The 13,914-nt window shown below is 53.7% G+C and carries 14 protein-coding genes and 1 pseudogene; 12 read left to right on the forward strand and 3 right to left on the reverse strand.

Annotated features, from left to right (window positions below; translation table 11 throughout):
• Window positions 1–6 precede the first annotated feature (6 nt).
• The 3 genes and pseudogenes from SynBMKMC1_RS01315 to SynBMKMC1_RS01325 all read left to right on the forward strand — a co-directional run.
• On the forward strand, window positions 7–255 hold the full coding sequence (locus SynBMKMC1_RS01315) for a type II toxin-antitoxin system HicB family antitoxin (protein WP_255486250.1): 249 nt from the start codon (window positions 7–9) through the stop codon (window positions 253–255).
• The gene (locus tag SynBMKMC1_RS01320; RefSeq protein WP_186472447.1) at window positions 252–428 is read left to right on the forward strand and encodes a type II toxin-antitoxin system HicA family toxin; all 177 of its coding nucleotides are present in this window, start codon (window positions 252–254) and stop codon (window positions 426–428) included. Before SynBMKMC1_RS01315 ends, SynBMKMC1_RS01320 begins: the two co-directional genes overlap by 4 nt.
• 7 nt (window positions 429–435) lie before the next feature.
• Window positions 436–555 (forward strand): annotated as a pseudogene (locus SynBMKMC1_RS01325) (SDR family NAD-dependent epimerase/dehydratase); the annotation flags it as partial.
• Between the two features lie 471 nt (window positions 556–1,026).
• Here the strand turns inward: SynBMKMC1_RS01325 and SynBMKMC1_RS01335 are convergent.
• Together SynBMKMC1_RS01335 and SynBMKMC1_RS01340 are read right to left on the reverse strand one after the other, a co-directional pair.
• A complete protein-coding gene (locus SynBMKMC1_RS01335) occupies window positions 1,027–1,362 on the reverse strand; it encodes a nucleotidyltransferase domain-containing protein (RefSeq protein ID WP_186472448.1) in 336 nt (111 codons plus the stop codon).
• Complete coding sequence (locus SynBMKMC1_RS01340; protein ID WP_186472449.1) at window positions 1,359–1,787, reverse strand: nucleotidyltransferase substrate binding protein; 429 nt, start codon at window positions 1,785–1,787, stop codon at window positions 1,359–1,361. The genes SynBMKMC1_RS01335 and SynBMKMC1_RS01340 overlap by 4 nt, the downstream gene beginning before the upstream one ends.
• 566 nt (window positions 1,788–2,353) lie before the next feature.
• On the opposite strand from SynBMKMC1_RS01340, the gene gmd reads away from it, so the two are divergent.
• From gmd to SynBMKMC1_RS01355, 3 genes are read left to right on the forward strand one after another with little or no spacing between them, the layout of a single operon-like run.
• A complete protein-coding gene (gene gmd, locus SynBMKMC1_RS01345) occupies window positions 2,354–3,511 on the forward strand; it encodes a GDP-mannose 4,6-dehydratase (RefSeq protein ID WP_186472450.1) in 1,158 nt (385 codons plus the stop codon).
• Window positions 3,508–4,524: a GDP-L-fucose synthase gene (locus tag SynBMKMC1_RS01350; protein ID WP_186472451.1), complete on the forward strand. Its 1,017-nt coding sequence runs from the start codon at window positions 3,508–3,510 to the stop codon at window positions 4,522–4,524. Before gmd ends, SynBMKMC1_RS01350 begins: the two co-directional genes overlap by 4 nt.
• A 54-nt stretch (window positions 4,525–4,578) precedes the next feature.
• A complete protein-coding gene (locus tag SynBMKMC1_RS01355; RefSeq protein WP_186472452.1) occupies window positions 4,579–5,328 on the forward strand; it encodes a sulfotransferase family 2 domain-containing protein in 750 nt (249 codons plus the stop codon).
• 180 nt (window positions 5,329–5,508) lie between these two features.
• On the opposite strand, the gene SynBMKMC1_RS01360 is transcribed toward SynBMKMC1_RS01355, so the two are convergent.
• Window positions 5,509–6,489, reverse strand: coding sequence for an IS5 family transposase (locus SynBMKMC1_RS01360; protein ID WP_186472453.1), 981 nt, complete (start codon window positions 6,487–6,489; stop codon window positions 5,509–5,511).
• Window positions 6,490–7,252: 763 nt separating this feature from the next.
• Here SynBMKMC1_RS01360 and SynBMKMC1_RS01365 point away from each other — a divergent pair.
• The 6 genes from SynBMKMC1_RS01365 to SynBMKMC1_RS01390 are packed head-to-tail and all read left to right on the forward strand — an operon-like array spanning window position 7,253 to window position 13,887.
• A complete protein-coding gene (locus tag SynBMKMC1_RS01365) occupies window positions 7,253–9,088 on the forward strand; it encodes an ABC transporter ATP-binding protein (protein ID WP_186472454.1) in 1,836 nt (611 codons plus the stop codon).
• Between the two features lie 25 nt (window positions 9,089–9,113).
• Complete coding sequence (gene rfbF, locus SynBMKMC1_RS01370) at window positions 9,114–9,884, forward strand: glucose-1-phosphate cytidylyltransferase (RefSeq protein WP_186472455.1); 771 nt, start codon at window positions 9,114–9,116, stop codon at window positions 9,882–9,884.
• Window positions 9,884–10,969 carry a CDP-glucose 4,6-dehydratase gene (gene rfbG, locus SynBMKMC1_RS01375; protein WP_186472456.1) on the forward strand — a complete coding sequence of 362 codons (1,086 nt, stop codon included), beginning with the start codon at window positions 9,884–9,886 and terminating at the stop codon, window positions 10,967–10,969. The genes rfbF and rfbG overlap by 1 nt, the downstream gene beginning before the upstream one ends.
• A complete protein-coding gene (rfbH, locus tag SynBMKMC1_RS01380) occupies window positions 10,969–12,489 on the forward strand; it encodes a lipopolysaccharide biosynthesis protein RfbH (protein ID WP_255486251.1) in 1,521 nt (506 codons plus the stop codon). Before rfbG ends, rfbH begins: the two co-directional genes overlap by 1 nt.
• Window positions 12,482–13,018, forward strand: coding sequence for a dTDP-4-dehydrorhamnose 3,5-epimerase family protein (locus SynBMKMC1_RS01385; protein ID WP_186472458.1), 537 nt, complete (start codon window positions 12,482–12,484; stop codon window positions 13,016–13,018). The genes rfbH and SynBMKMC1_RS01385 overlap by 8 nt, the downstream gene beginning before the upstream one ends.
• Complete coding sequence (locus SynBMKMC1_RS01390) at window positions 13,015–13,887, forward strand: NAD(P)-dependent oxidoreductase (protein ID WP_186472459.1); 873 nt, start codon at window positions 13,015–13,017, stop codon at window positions 13,885–13,887. The genes SynBMKMC1_RS01385 and SynBMKMC1_RS01390 overlap by 4 nt, the downstream gene beginning before the upstream one ends.
• Window positions 13,888–13,914: the final 27 nt, after the last annotated feature.

Below are 13,914 nucleotides of genomic sequence, written 5' to 3' on the forward strand. Positions count from 1 at the left end.
AACGCGTTGATCGACGCAAGAAAAACGATGAACCCTGTCGAGAGTCACGGCACGCATCAGCCCGTTGGTGCAACCTTCACTTACTGGCGTGAATCAGATGGTCGCTTTTTGGGATATCTGAACGCATACCCCGATCATTGGACGCAGGGTGATGATCTTGAAGATCTCAAGGCGCAGCTTCTGGACCTCTATCATGAATTTGCCAAAGATGATATTCCCGGCATTCGTAAAATCGGCGAGCTTGTTGTGGCTTGAAACGAACTGATCTGATTAAGCAGCTGGAGAAAGCCGGTTGCGTTCTCCTCCGTCACGGGGGGCGTCATGACATCTTTCATCAGCCTCAAACTGGGCGCACCCAACCGGTGCCGCGGCACCGTGAGATCAACGAAATTCTGGCCAAGAAAATTCTTCGCGATCTCACAGCTTGAGCTCCGCACGAGTGGTCCGAGCATGCTTCCTGATGACGGCCGGGTGGTGAGAAATTTCATCGTTCAGGCCCTTAGAGGGGAAGCACTAACGCTCTACAGCGATGAAAGTCAGATCCTTAGCTTCTGTTTGTGGATGACCAATCGAGGGGATGATGCCCACACTGGCGAGAAGATTCTGCTTGCCAAAGCGGGACGGCCCTGGGCGCGTTTGATGCCCTTAGAGCCGGCTCCGGCGCAGCGCATCCCAGGCCGGTTGAGTGCTCTTGGCCCCTTGTCGCATCCCGAAGCCCTCCTCGAGCCGCTTTCTCCCGGGGAACTGGCGAGCTGGGTCGGTAGCTCCTTGCCCCAATCTCCTTCTCAGCCATGACGACTAGCGGGGTTGCCTGCTCGACAGTCACGTGCTGCTGTGGTGGTGGTTCGATCCGCAGCGACTACCTGAGGGGGTGCTGGCCCTTCTCTCCGATGCAGAAATGCCGATCGTTGTCAGTTCAGCGTCTGTCTGGGAGCTCAGCATCAAGCACCATCAGGGCAAGTTGTCGGCGTTGCAGCCTTTTCACAACTTGCGGCCTTCCCTTGCCGCCGGCTCTGGGAGGGTTGATCAAAGGGTTGGCTGAGGGTTCCTTTCGTTCGAAGACCGTTCCCAGAGCAATTGGCCGGCTCGCTCGATGTGGGCCACTAGCCCCTCATGGGCAATGAGGTGCCTTAGCTGGAGATCGATTTGCCATGGCAAGAGCAAGTCGTCGAGGGCCGCTCCGAGTTCGAGCAATTCCCCGAGTTCCATGGACGGGGCCTCGAGGCAGAGATCGATGTCTGATCCCGCTCGCTGACGCCCCAACGCCCGCGAGCCATAGAGGACAATTTTCTGCACATGAGAACGGCTGCGGATCAGCTCCAGTAACCGTTGGCTATCTGCTTGTGGAATGCCTGGGATCATCGGCTTTGTTCGGCCCGGCGGCGTAATTCTTGCTGCAGGCTTTTCAGTTCCTTGCCGTATTGATTGGCAATGAGTTGCGCGATCTCTTCTCCAAGCGCGGGGTTGTAGGTGTGGCTGGTGAGGTTGCGGCTGCGGATCATCGCCATCCAGGTGCTTTCCGTGCCGGCTGGCAGAAGCTCTCTGACCACGGCTTGCCGCACTGCATCCCTGGAGCCACTGATGCCACTCACGCCTTGATCCACTAAAAAATCTTTGAGTAGAAGCCAGCTGAGCTCGTGGGTTAATTCAAACGCTTGAATTAACCCTTGTTGTTCAAGCTCGCTCAGTGGGCGATTGACAGCAAGAGTGAGCGCTCGTTGGAGCGTGGCCAAGGCCCGTTCGTAGTTCTCTAGACGCTGTAGCCAGCGCACATCTACGTCTGCCATGGAAGCCAATGCAGATGCTCCACATGACGAAGCAACTGTTTGTTAGGCCTTAATCGAAAGCCGGTTCCGTTTTCCCTTGCAGCAGCTGCGGGCCACCGGCAAGGGTTAAGAAGTGATGGAGCACGAAGCCGTGAGGTGGTTTTGCTCCGCCTTCAGCAACTGCTCCCGAAGCCAGGAGCTCCTGCGACCCACGGTTCAACTCTCCTCCTCCATCAACTGCGAACGGCCGATACAACACTGGCCGCTATTGCACCTGGGAGTTTCGAACACCCGCATTGAATTGCTAGCTGGAGAAGTAATTGACCCCTGGAAGATGGAGGCACGTTAGCGTATCGATTTCGTAACGCTGGCGTGCCAATGCTGATGGTGTTCGCCCCCCCCCTTTTTTTTGACTGCATAGGCGGCTGCGGGGATGATTCGAAACGCGCATGCAGTCAAAGTTGATACAGAGTTGCAGCAATTCAGTGGCATGATTCATCGGTCACACCTGAGACTGTTGAGCTCCGCTCCCGTCCGCTGTGACCGCAGGCAGACCTGTTGTGCCTGCACGACGTTCTGAAATCACAATGCCCTCCTCTATTCCCCCATCCAAAACTGCCCTGATCACCGGGATCACCGGCCAGGACGGCAGTTACCTGGCGGAGCTGCTGCTGGAGAAGGGCTATGAAGTGCATGGGATCAAGCGCCGGGCCAGCAGCTTCAATACGACCAGAATTGACCATCTGTATCAGGATCCCCACGAAGATAATCCGCGGCTGGTGCTGCACTACGGGGATTTAACAGATAGCAGCAATTTGATCCGGATTATTCAGCAGGTGCAGCCGGATGAGATTTATAACCTTGGAGCCCAAAGCCATGTGGCGGTGAGCTTTGAAGCACCTGAATACACCGCGAACAGTGATGCCTTAGGAACGCTGCGAATTTTGGAAGCAGTGCGGATATTGGGTTTAACGGAAACAACTCGGATCTATCAGGCCAGCACCAGTGAGCTCTATGGACTTGTGCAGGAGGTGCCGCAGAAGGAAAGCACTCCGTTCTATCCACGCAGCCCCTATGGGGTGGCCAAGATGTATGCGTACTGGATCACGGTGAATTACCGCGAGGCCTACGGGATGTATGCCTGCAATGGGGTGCTGTTTAACCACGAGAGCCCGAGGCGCGGTGAAACGTTTGTGACCCGCAAGATCACGCGAGGGTTGGCGCGGATTGATGCGGGTTTAGAGGATTGCCTGTACATGGGCAATCTGGATTCGCTGCGGGATTGGGGCCACGCCAGGGATTATGTGGAGATGCAGTGGCGGATGCTGCAGCAGGATGGTCCACCGGAGGATTTTGTAATCGCCACGGGGCGGCAGGAAAGCGTGCGGCGCTTTATTGAATTAACGGCATTGGAGCTGGGCTGGGGCGCGATCGAATGGGAAGGCAAGGGGTTGGAGGAAACCGGCAAACGCAGCACGGGGGAAGTGGTGGTGAGAATTGATCCGCGCTATTTCCGCCCGGCAGAAGTGGAGACGTTGCTGGGTGATCCCGCGAAGGCCAAGGAGAAGTTGGGCTGGACGCCAACGACAACGCTGGAGGAGTTAGTCGCGGAGATGGTGGCGACTGACAAAGAGGAGGCCAAGAAGGAGGCTTATTTGAAGCTGAAAGGTTTCAATGTGGTGGGATCGATAGAGAATCCACCAACGAATCCTGATGCGGTCAAGGCCGCTGGAGGCAAGGCGTGAGGGGGTTGATCAAAGCTGATGATCGCTTTTTTGTGGCCGGCGCGCGGGGGATGGCGGGCAGCGCCATTTGCAGGGCATTGCAGGCGAAGGGCTACGGCGATGAAGCGAAAGGCGGAGCCTTGCTGATTCCAAATCGGCAGGAGCTGGATCTGCTCAATCCCGAAGCGGTGGAGCGTTGGTATAGAGAAAACAAGCCTGATGTGGTGGTTCTGGCGGCAGCCAAGGTGGGCGGAATTGTTGCCAACGACACCTATCCAGCAGATTTTTTGCTGGAGAATTTGAAAATTCAAACGAATGTGATTGAAGGCGCTTGGAAGGCGGGGGTGCGGCGATTGCTCTTTCTTGGGAGCAGTTGCATCTACCCGAAGTTTGCCGAGCAACCGATCAAAGAGGAGTCGTTATTGACGGGAGCCTTAGAACCTACCAATGAGTGGTATGCGATCGCCAAGATCACCGGGATCAAGCTGTGCGAATCGCTGAGAAAGCAATATGGCTTTGATGCAATCAGCTTGATGCCAACGAATTTGTATGGCCCTGGAGATAACTACCACCCTGAAAATAGCCATGTGCTGCCGGCCTTGATCCGCCGCTTCCATGAAGCCAAGGAAGCAGGATTAGAGACGGTCACGTGTTGGGGAACGGGATCACCGTTGAGGGAGTTTATGCATGTGGATGATCTGGGCAAGGCCTGCTTGTTTGTGCTGGAAAACTGGAGCGCCCTTGATCAAGAGGCACCCAGAGATGATCAAGGGAAACCGCTGGCGTTTTTGAATGTGGGAACGGGAGTGGATCTAACGATTAAGGACTTAGCGGAACAGATCGCAGCGGTCGTTGGTTTTGAAGGAACGATCGAATGGGATAGCAGCAAGCCGGATGGCACACCAAAGAAACAGCTGGAGGTGAGCCGGATGCAGGCGTTGGGATGGAGCTCCAAAATCCCATTGGCGGAAGGAGTGCCTGCTGCCTACAGCGATCTACTGAGAGGGGAGGAAGCCCAAACTTTGCGGATATGATTATTTAGCCTTAGTCTTCCTCAATATATTATTACACAATCAACTATTTTTGTTATGCCTAGAAGCATTCAAAAAAAATTAATCTTCATTCATATCCCCAAAAATGCCGGTAAGTTTATTGAGGACCGTTATGGGCTTTCTGCTTTTCCCGGCCAAGAAGCTAATCAAAGAAACAGAACTTTTCTAGGTAAACTTTCCCGCTTAATTCTCAGACTGGATAGGGAGAATGTTACTAAATGCATTTCTAATCTCTCTGGAATGATAGATGTCGCACTGGTTGGTCAGCACATGACCTTAGCCGAAATTCAATGCCTCGGTGCTTATTCAAGCAAAAATAATAATACAAGTTTATTAGCGTCTGGTGTTAATACAAGTTTATTGACCTCTGTGCGAAATCCGTATTCAAGAATGTTAAGTATATATTGCCATATGGTCCCTGCTAGACGTTGGTCACAGACTCACTTTGAAGAATTTGCTGAATTTTGGCCTGTCGAAATCAACCCTGAAATGAGGCACAATGTACGATCATTTAAGCGGTGTCAGTCTGATTTTGTAATGGCTTTAGAGGGTGTCATTCCTTCAAATCTTTTTGTAGCAAAAATGGAGTCTCTTTATGATGATCTTGCAGTTTTTGAAGCTAAAACAGGCATAAAGCCTGTGTTTCATCCTTCAGATATAGTGAGCAGTAACCATCTAAGAAAAAAAATTCCCTCTTCTTCAAAGCCTCAAATTTCCTCGGAGGTTAAAAAAAGCGTTTTAAAACATTATTTGAGAGATTTTGATGTTTTTAGCTATGATACTTAGTCTCTAAGATAGTTCCTTCGTTTTTCATAGTACTGCTTAATTATTTCCAGGTTAAGCGCAATTAGTTATTGCATTGTAAATTTACCCATGGTAAATCATTGATATTCTCTCATCTTCTGCTTTTGCTTCCAGTATTTGAATTTATAGAGTTATGAGCCATTATAAAGTTTGTCGCGATGGTCAGGCTGCTGCGAGCAATTGCCGTCGGGCCTGAAACAGATTTGACAGTGCTGCCAGCACGTTGATCTTGCAGCGGTTCTTGGCCAGGCCGCGCAGCCGGGTCTTTTGAAAGCCGAACTGCTGCTTGATCACACGGAAGGGGTGCTCACCTTTCGAGCGGATGTGCGCCTTGGCCGTCTCGACCAGATCGTCCAGTCTTCCCTCTGGTGTGTCCGGTAAGGCCCTGCGCTTGCCGGGTCGCATCGCCACCCTGAACTCCGCTGTCTTGCCAGCCATCTCTGGTCTCTTGGCGATGCCCTGGTAGCCAGCATCGCCGTACACCACCTCCTCATCTCCATGCAGTAGCTGAGCTGCTGGGGTCAAGTCGTGCACATTGGCTGGCGTGACCACGACTGAGTGAATGAGGCCGGAGTTCTTGTCCACGCCGGCATGGACTTTCATGCCGAAGTACCACTGGTTGCCCTTTTTGGTTTGGTGCATCTCCGGATCACGCTTCCCCTCTTTGTTCTTGGTGGAGCTGGGCGCTGCGATCAAGGTGGCATCGACGATCGTGCCCTGACGCATGGTCACGCCCCGATCGGCCAGGAGCGCTTTGACGGTGTCAAAAATCTGCTCGCCCAGCCCATGCTTCTCGAGCAGATGGCGGAAGCTGAGGATCGTGGTCTCATCCGGGATCCGATCACTGATCAGCTCGATGCCGGCAAAGCGGCGCATGGTGGGCACCTCGATCAGGGCCTCCTCCATGGCTGGGTCACTGAGCGAATACCACTGCTGCAGCAGGTGGATCCGCAGCATCGTCGCCAGCGGATAGGGAGGCCGGCCGCCTTTCTTGCTCGCCTTGGGGTCGTAGGGCTCGATCAACGCAATCAGCGCCTGCCATGGCACGACCGACTCCATCTCAGATAGAAACTTCTCCCGCTTGGTCTGCTTCTTGGCTGTGGTCAGCTTGTAGTCCGAGAAGCCGAGCTGCTTGCCACCCATCAACCCTGTCCCGGCCTGCGATTACAGGCCCATTGTCGCGTGGATCGCCTGGGTTTCCCAGAGTCTCCCTAGATAAATGTTTTTAATTTTCTAGGAGTCCAAAGCCAACCAACAAACGAAAAAATTTTGCCAAGATTACCTTGATCAATATGTGTGAATCACTCAGATAACGGTATGAATTTGATGCAATTAGCTTAATGTCAGCAAATTTATTTGTACCCAAAAATAAATGCATCCAGAAAATACTTTTGCATTCAGCCTTTATTCTCTTCCTAAGTTTCGTCTTGGACCGTGGTCATTAACTGGTAACTTGTCGGGGAACGGGATTAGCAATAAGCGAGTCCTATATTTGAATAATTTGTAAAATTTCTGTATTTTTGCGTTGGAGAACTCCAGCTTCATGCCATTGATCTACCCAAGGATGATCAAAGGAAACCACTTTAGATTTTGATTCTGGGGAAGGGAGCAGATCCAAATATTACTAACTAGTGGAACAGATTGCTGGACTAGTTGGTATGGTAATAACTAAGTAACGTTTGAGTGGTAAACAGTAAATTGGATGACAAATAAAAGATGCGTTTGGAGGTGAGGTGGATGCTGTCGTTGGGATGGACTCCTGCTGTGGCGCTAAGACAACATCTTGAACCAACGATTGCTTATTTCAGCGAGCTCCTTGAGGGGTGAAATGTTTAAGCTCTAAGCCAAAAGAGGTTTGATTTTTGAGATCTGAGTTGTTGATGAGTAAAAATCACATAATCCCTCGATGAGTTCTTTTCAGGCAAAACTTCAAAAACTGAAGCCCCTGTTGGTTGCCTTAAGCCCTCGCCGCCGCCGGCAGCTCTTGGGGTTGCAGATCCTCAGCTTGGCCGCGGCGGCGGGTGAGGTGGCCAACATTGGTGCGCTGCTCCCCTTCCTGCGCTTGCTGGCCAATCCCAAGGAGGGGTTGCAAGCCCTCGGTCCGTTGGCGGCGTCGCTGCATGCGCTGCCAGAGCAGCATCTGTTGCTCAGCCTGGGGCTGGGTTTTGCGATCGTGGTGATATTGAGCACCACGCTGCGGGTGCTCACAATTCGCGCGCAACTACGGCTGGCGTCATTCATCGCTGCAGATCTGGGCGAGCAGGTGTTTTCGGTGGTGCTGTGCCGGCCCTTCTCCTGGCATCAGAAGCAAAACAGCAGCAAGGTGCTCGGCAACCTCACTAAGGATGTGGATCAGGTGAGTGGCAGTATCCAGGCATTGCTTGTCATAGTGGTGAACCTGGCCATCGTGCTCTTGCTCGGAGGCTCACTGTTAGCTCTGGCTCCGGGTGTGATGTTGGTGCTCAGTGCACTGTTGGCGGGGTTCTACCTTGTGGTGTTCCGTTTCACCCGCGGAGCACTGCGGGCCGATGGCCAACGGCTCACCAGCAACTATCAGAGCAGCCTTCAGGTGGCGCAGGAAGGGCTGGGCGGCATCCGCGATGTGCTGCTGGATCGTAGCCAGCCGTTTTTCATCAGCACCTACCAATCACGCAACCTCAGTTACAGGCTTGCAGCCGCTGCGATCAACATCAAAGGCCAAGTGCCCCGCTACTTGATTGAAGGGTTTGTGGTGGTGTTGATTGTGGGGCTGTCCCTCAGCTTGGCCCTCAGCGGCCAAGGGATCGAGAAACAGTTGCCATTGTTGGGAACGGTGTCACTGGGTGCGTATCGGCTGCTTCAGCCGTTGCAACAATGTTTTTCATCGTTTAGCAGACTTCTGGCGAACCAAGCATCCCTGCAGAGGCTTCGCCCCTTTCTGCAGGCAACAAAGGTTGAGATGCCGCCGATGTTGATTCAATCAACTCCCTTGCCTAAAATCAATGCAGGTGAATCACTCATTGAGCTGCGGCAGTTGAGCTTCCGCTATGGATCAGAAAGTCCCTGGGTGTTGCGCCATCTCGATCTCGCCATTCAAAGAGGTGAACGGATCGCCTTTGTGGGAAGCACAGGCAGCGGCAAAAGCACCACCAGTGATCTAATTCTTGGCTTGTTGAAGCCAACTGAAGGGCAACTGTTGGTACATGGATTAGATCTGCATGCTAGCCCGGGGCTAGAGCAGGCTTGGCAACAGCGGGTGGCCCATGTGCCTCAGTCCATCTATCTGAGTGATTCAAGTTTTGACGCCAACATCGCATTTGGTGTGCCGGAAGCGCAGATCGACCAGCAACGGGTGCGACGGGCTGCTGTGCAGGCACGTATTGCCGAATTGATTGAAAGCAGCCCCGAGGGCTATTCCACGGTGGTGGGTGAACGGGGTGTGCGGCTGAGTGGTGGCCAACGGCAAAGGATTGGTTTGGCCCGGGCGTTGTATAAGCAGGCCGAGCTACTAGTTCTCGATGAAGCCACCAGTGCCCTTGATAACCGCACAGAAGCGGAGGTCATGGAAGCGATTGAAGGCTTGGATCAGCAGATCACAGTGCTTTTGATCGCCCACCGGCTGAGCACGGTGCAATGTTGTGACCGCATTTTTATGTTGGAGCAAGGGCGTATTGCAGGGATCGGCTCCTATCAAGAGCTGTTGTCTAGCAACACCGCTTTCCAAAAGTTGGCCCGCGATCGAGCTCCGCTCACGTCTCCATGATTCTTTGTCCTAAAGCAATCCAAGAATGAAAGCTGTAATTCTGGCGGGTGGCCTTGGCACCCGTATCAGTGAGGAAACGCACCTCAAGCCCAAGCCGATGGTGGAGATCGTTGGCAAGCCAATTCTCTGGCATATTCTCAAGATCTATAGCGCTCATGGCATCAATGAGTTTGTGATCTGCTGCGGCTACAAGGGCTATGTGATCAAGGAGTATTTCGCCAATTACTTCCTGCACATGAGCGATGTGACCTTTCACATGAAACTCAACTCGATGGAGGTACATCAAAAAAAAGCGGAGCCTTGGGAAATCACATTGGTTGATACGGGCGAAGTCACAATGACGGGCGGTCGGCTTAAGCGTGTGCGCGATTACGTGGGGGATGAAACCTTTTGCTTCACCTATGGCGATGGCTTGGCCGACGTGGACATCACCTCCCTTATCGCCCACCACAAGGACCATGGCAGGTTGGCCACGGTGACGGCTGTGCAGCCGCCAGGTCGTTACGGGGCCTTGCAATTCGCTGAAGCCAATGTGGTGAGCGGGTTTCAGGAGAAGCCCCAGGGTGATGGCGGCTGGGTGAACGGGGGCTTTTTTGTGCTTGAGCCGGAAGCGATTGATCGTATCGAAGGTGACGCCACGATATGGGAGCAGGAGCCGCTCAAGCGCCTAGCTCAGGAGGGCCAGCTCACGGCTTTTCATCACAATGGCTTCTGGCAGCCGATGGATACGCTGCGTGATCGGCAGTTGCTGGAGGAGCTCTGGGCGAAGGGCGAGGCTCCCTGGAAGCTGTGGTGATGCTGAATTCAACCTTTTGGTGCGGCCGGCGTGTGTTGCTCACCGGCCACACCGGCTTCAAGGGCAGTTGGCTCCTGCTGTGGCTGCAGCAGCTGGGTGCGGAGGTGTGGGGCTATGCCCTGGCACCGGAGGCTGAGCTTAATCTGTTTGAGCAGCTCACTAGGGAGCAGCCCCCAGATAGCAGTTGGCAGCATCGCCAGGCGGATCTGGCACATCTCGAATCCTTGAAAGATTGGGTGCAGCAGGCTCAGCCTGAGGTGGTGCTCCATCTGGCGGCCCAGCCCCTGGTACGCCGCAGCTATGCCGATCCCCTGGGCACCTGGGCCACGAATTTGCAGGGTTCGCTCCATCTGCTGGAAGCTCTAAAACCTCTGCAGCATCCATGTGCGGTGGTGATGATCACCACCGACAAGGTGTATGAAAACCGAGAGTGGGCCTACGGATACCGCGAATCCGATCGCCTAGGCGGCCATGATCCCTACAGCGCCAGCAAGGCCGCTGCCGAGCTAGCTATCGCCAGCTGGCGCGCCAGCTTCTGCGGCACGGCCCCCCACCAGACGCCCCATCTGCGCATTGCCACAGCCCGCGCCGGCAATGTGATCGGCGGCGGCGACTGGGCAACGGATCGCATCGTGCCCGATGCCATGCGCGCCCTGGCCAAGGATGAGGCGATCGCCGTGCGCAACCCCGCTGCTACCCGCCCCTGGCAGCATGTGCTTGAGCCTCTCGTCGGTTACCTGCGCCTGGCCGAGGTCCTGGCTACAGAAACTTATCCCCCTTGCGAAGCCTTTAACTTCGGCCCGCAGCTGGAGAGCAACCGGCCGGTGCGCGAGCTCATCGATACAGTCCTGAGCCACTGGCCAGGGGAGTGGGGCGATCAGAGCGATCCTGATGCGCCCCATGAAGCGGGCCTATTGCACTTACAGATCGATAAAGCTCACCACCGCCTCGGCTGGCAGCCCCGCTGGGACTACGCCACAACGATCGAGCGAACTGTGGGTTGGTATCGCGCCGTGCATCAGGGCGCCAGCCCCCTGGATTGTTGCCTTGCTGATCTCTCCGCTTATCAAGCTGCTACTAACTGATGACCACCTCTCCAGCCTCCATGTCTGACCCGGCAGCGCTGCGCCAGGAAATTCTGCGCCTCACCCGCGAGTATTCCCGCCAGGTGCATGCCCCCTTCCGCCCGGCGGCGGATCATGATCGCCAGCCCTGGCAGGAAGGAAGCACTATTCCTTATGCAGGAAGGGTATTTACGGAAGATGAAGTGGAGGCTGCGGTAGCGAGCACCCTTGATTTTTGGCTCACCCTGGGCAAGGAGGGAGAGGCCTTTCAGCAGGAGCTTGCGGCCTTTCTGGGCGTGCGCCACAGCCTGCTGGTGAACTCTGGCTCAAGCGCCAACCTGATCGCCATCTCGGCCCTCACATCCCCAAAGCTTCCGGACGATCGCCGGATCAAGCTCGGCGATGAGGTGATCACGGTGGCGGCGGGCTTCCCTACCACTGTGGCGCCGATCGTGCAGGTGGGGGCGGTGCCGGTGTTCATCGACGCTGATCCGATCACCGGCAATGTCCGTTGCGAACAGCTTGAAGAGGCTTATCGCTCTGGCAAAACCAAGGCCGTGATGATGGCCCATGCTCTGGGCAATCCCTTTGATCTGGCGGCCACCCTGGCCTTCTGCCAGAAGCACAACCTCTGGTTGGTGGAAGACAACTGCGATGCGCTGGGCTGCAGCTACTCGATGCCCAAGCAGTTAGCTGAGAGTTTGGGTTTCTCTGAAAATAGTCCCGGCCTCGACGATGGACCTGATCGGGTGGTGCGTTGGACCGGAACCTGGGGTGATATCAGCACCCAGAGTTTCTATCCGCCCCATCACCTCACCATGGGTGAGGGCGGTGCTGTGAATATTGTTCGTGACCAGAAGCTGAAAGTCATAGCTGAGAGTTTTCGTGATTGGGGACGCGACTGCTGGTGCCCGAGTGGCATCGATAACACCTGCAATAAGCGCTTTGATTGGCAATTAGGCGAACTTCCTAAAGGGTATGACCACAAATACACCTATAGCCATCTTGGATTCAACCTCAAACCCCTTGATCCACAGGCTGCGATTGGACGGGTACAACTCAAACGGCTGCCAGAGTTCATCGAGGCTCGCAAGCAGAACTGGGAAATTCTGAGAGAGGGCCTTTCTGCACAGGAGAATTCACTTGAATTTGCGCTCCCAACTCACGCCAAAGCCTGGGATTCCGAGCAGGGTTTCAGTTGGGATGAAACAGGTTGCCGCACGGATTGCAGCTGGTTCGGTTTCAAGATCGCCGTGAAGCCTGGGGCTTCCTTCACGCGCACTGAGCTTGCTCAGGAGTTGGACCGCAACATGATTGGTAATCGGATGCTTTTTGGCGGGAACCTTGTCCGTCAGCCGGCGTTTGTTCAACTGAAGCAGGATCGCCCTGAAGCGATGCGAGTTGTTGGGAAACTGGTGGATTCCGATCAGATCATGAACAACACTTTGTTTTTGGGGACGTACCCAGGTTTGACCCAGGAGATGTTGCAGGCAGAAATCGATGTGATTAATGCTTTTGTGTCTGGTCAAGAGGATGGCTGATCTCCGCGTTTGCAGCGAGCCGCTGCCCAATGTGTTTGTGCTGGATTGCCCCCATTTCCCCGATCATCGTGGTGATTTCACCAAGCTGTTCCATGCCAGCGCGCTTTTGGCCCATGGAATGGACTTTACTCCAGCAGAATCATTTCTTACGCGCTCCAAGGCCGATGTGCTTCGAGGTATGCACTTTCAAGTTGGAGAAGCTTCCCATGACAAGTTAGTGACCTGTGTTAAAGGAAAAGTGCTCGATGTGGTGGTCGACGTTCGCCCTGAAAGTGCACATTTCAATCATCCGATAGCCGTAGAACTCTCTGAAGCCAGTCATACGGCGCTGATGATCGGCAAGGGCTATGCCCATGGCTTTTTAACGCTTGAAGATGACAGTTGGATGCTTTATTCAACAACAACAGTGCATTGTCCTTCTCTGGATCGAGGCGTCCGTTGGGACTCGATTGCTTTTGATTGGCCCATCGAGCACCCTGTGATTTCTGATCGGGATGGGCGCCATCCAAAAATTCAGGAGCTGAGATGAAGATTGCTCTCACGGGTGGGACTGGATTTATTGGATCGCACTTTCTTAATCATGCTCTTTCCGCTGGCCACAGCGTTACAGCTTTGAGACGAAGCCCACAAAGCAAATCACGCATTCCTCTGCTGTCACCTCCTGATTGGCTTGAACGCCAACTCGATGAGGTTACATTTCAGGATTTACATGGTTGCAAAGTACTGGTGCATTTGGCGACACATACAGGAAATGTTCCTTACGACAACCTCGCGAATTGTTTGCATTGGAATCTCACTGCTGTTTTGTCTCTGTTTGAGCAAGCACGTTTGGCTGGCATCAGACGATTTGTGGTAGCGGGTAGTTGTTTTGAATACGGAAGTAGTGGTGAACGCTTTGATGCCATTCCTACGGATGCTCCCTTAGAGCCCACCAATAGCTATGCCGCTTCAAAAGCAGCAGCTTCCATTGCTTTGTTGCAATGGGCTAAAGAGAATAAATTGAGTCTTGAGTTATTGAGAGTTTTCCATGTTTATGGGGAAGGCGAAGCGGAATCAAGGTTTTGGCCCTCATTAAGGCGAGCTGCCTTGGCTGGCGAAGACTTTCCAATGACTGAGGGTGAACAAATTCGCGACTTCGTAGCTGTGGAGGATGTTGCGCGTACTTTCCTAAATCGTGCTACCTTGAGTAATTGGCCATCTGCTGCAGTTCAAGTGTTTAACCTCAGCAGTGGTGAACCGATCAGTATTCGTAGTTTTGCGCAACGATGTTGGGAGCATTGGGATGCGAACGGAAAACTCCTTTTCGGACAAATCCCTTATCGCGCAGGTGAAGTGATGCGTTATGTTCCCGGGGAAAATATTATCTTAACTAATTCATTTACCTCTGATCTTTGCTGATTTGTTTCATTCTTAATTTTTAAATAC

The organism is Synechococcus sp. BMK-MC-1 (assembly GCF_014279955.1).
GTDB lineage: Bacteria > Cyanobacteriota > Cyanobacteriia > PCC-6307 > Cyanobiaceae > Synechococcus_C.

Coding starts and splice junctions, on each gene's coding strand:
- SynBMKMC1_RS01335 (WP_186472448.1), bottom strand. CDS start 1,362: ATGATCCCAGGCATTCCACAAGCAGATAGCCAACGGTTACTGGAGCTG.
- SynBMKMC1_RS01340 (WP_186472449.1), bottom strand. CDS start 1,787: ATGGCAGACGTAGATGTGCGCTGGCTACAGCGTCTAGAGAACTACGAA.
- gmd (WP_186472450.1), top strand. CDS start 2,354: ATGCCCTCCTCTATTCCCCCATCCAAAACTGCCCTGATCACCGGGATC.
- SynBMKMC1_RS01355 (WP_186472452.1), top strand. CDS start 4,579: ATGCCTAGAAGCATTCAAAAAAAATTAATCTTCATTCATATCCCCAAA.
- SynBMKMC1_RS01360 (WP_186472453.1), bottom strand. CDS start 6,489: ATGGGTGGCAAGCAGCTCGGCTTCTCGGACTACAAGCTGACCACAGCC.
- SynBMKMC1_RS01365 (WP_186472454.1), top strand. CDS start 7,253: ATGAGTTCTTTTCAGGCAAAACTTCAAAAACTGAAGCCCCTGTTGGTT.
- rfbF (WP_186472455.1), top strand. CDS start 9,114: ATGAAAGCTGTAATTCTGGCGGGTGGCCTTGGCACCCGTATCAGTGAG.
- rfbG (WP_186472456.1), top strand. CDS start 9,884: ATGCTGAATTCAACCTTTTGGTGCGGCCGGCGTGTGTTGCTCACCGGC.
- rfbH (WP_255486251.1), top strand. CDS start 10,969: ATGACCACCTCTCCAGCCTCCATGTCTGACCCGGCAGCGCTGCGCCAG.
- SynBMKMC1_RS01385 (WP_186472458.1), top strand. CDS start 12,482: ATGGCTGATCTCCGCGTTTGCAGCGAGCCGCTGCCCAATGTGTTTGTG.
- SynBMKMC1_RS01390 (WP_186472459.1), top strand. CDS start 13,015: ATGAAGATTGCTCTCACGGGTGGGACTGGATTTATTGGATCGCACTTT.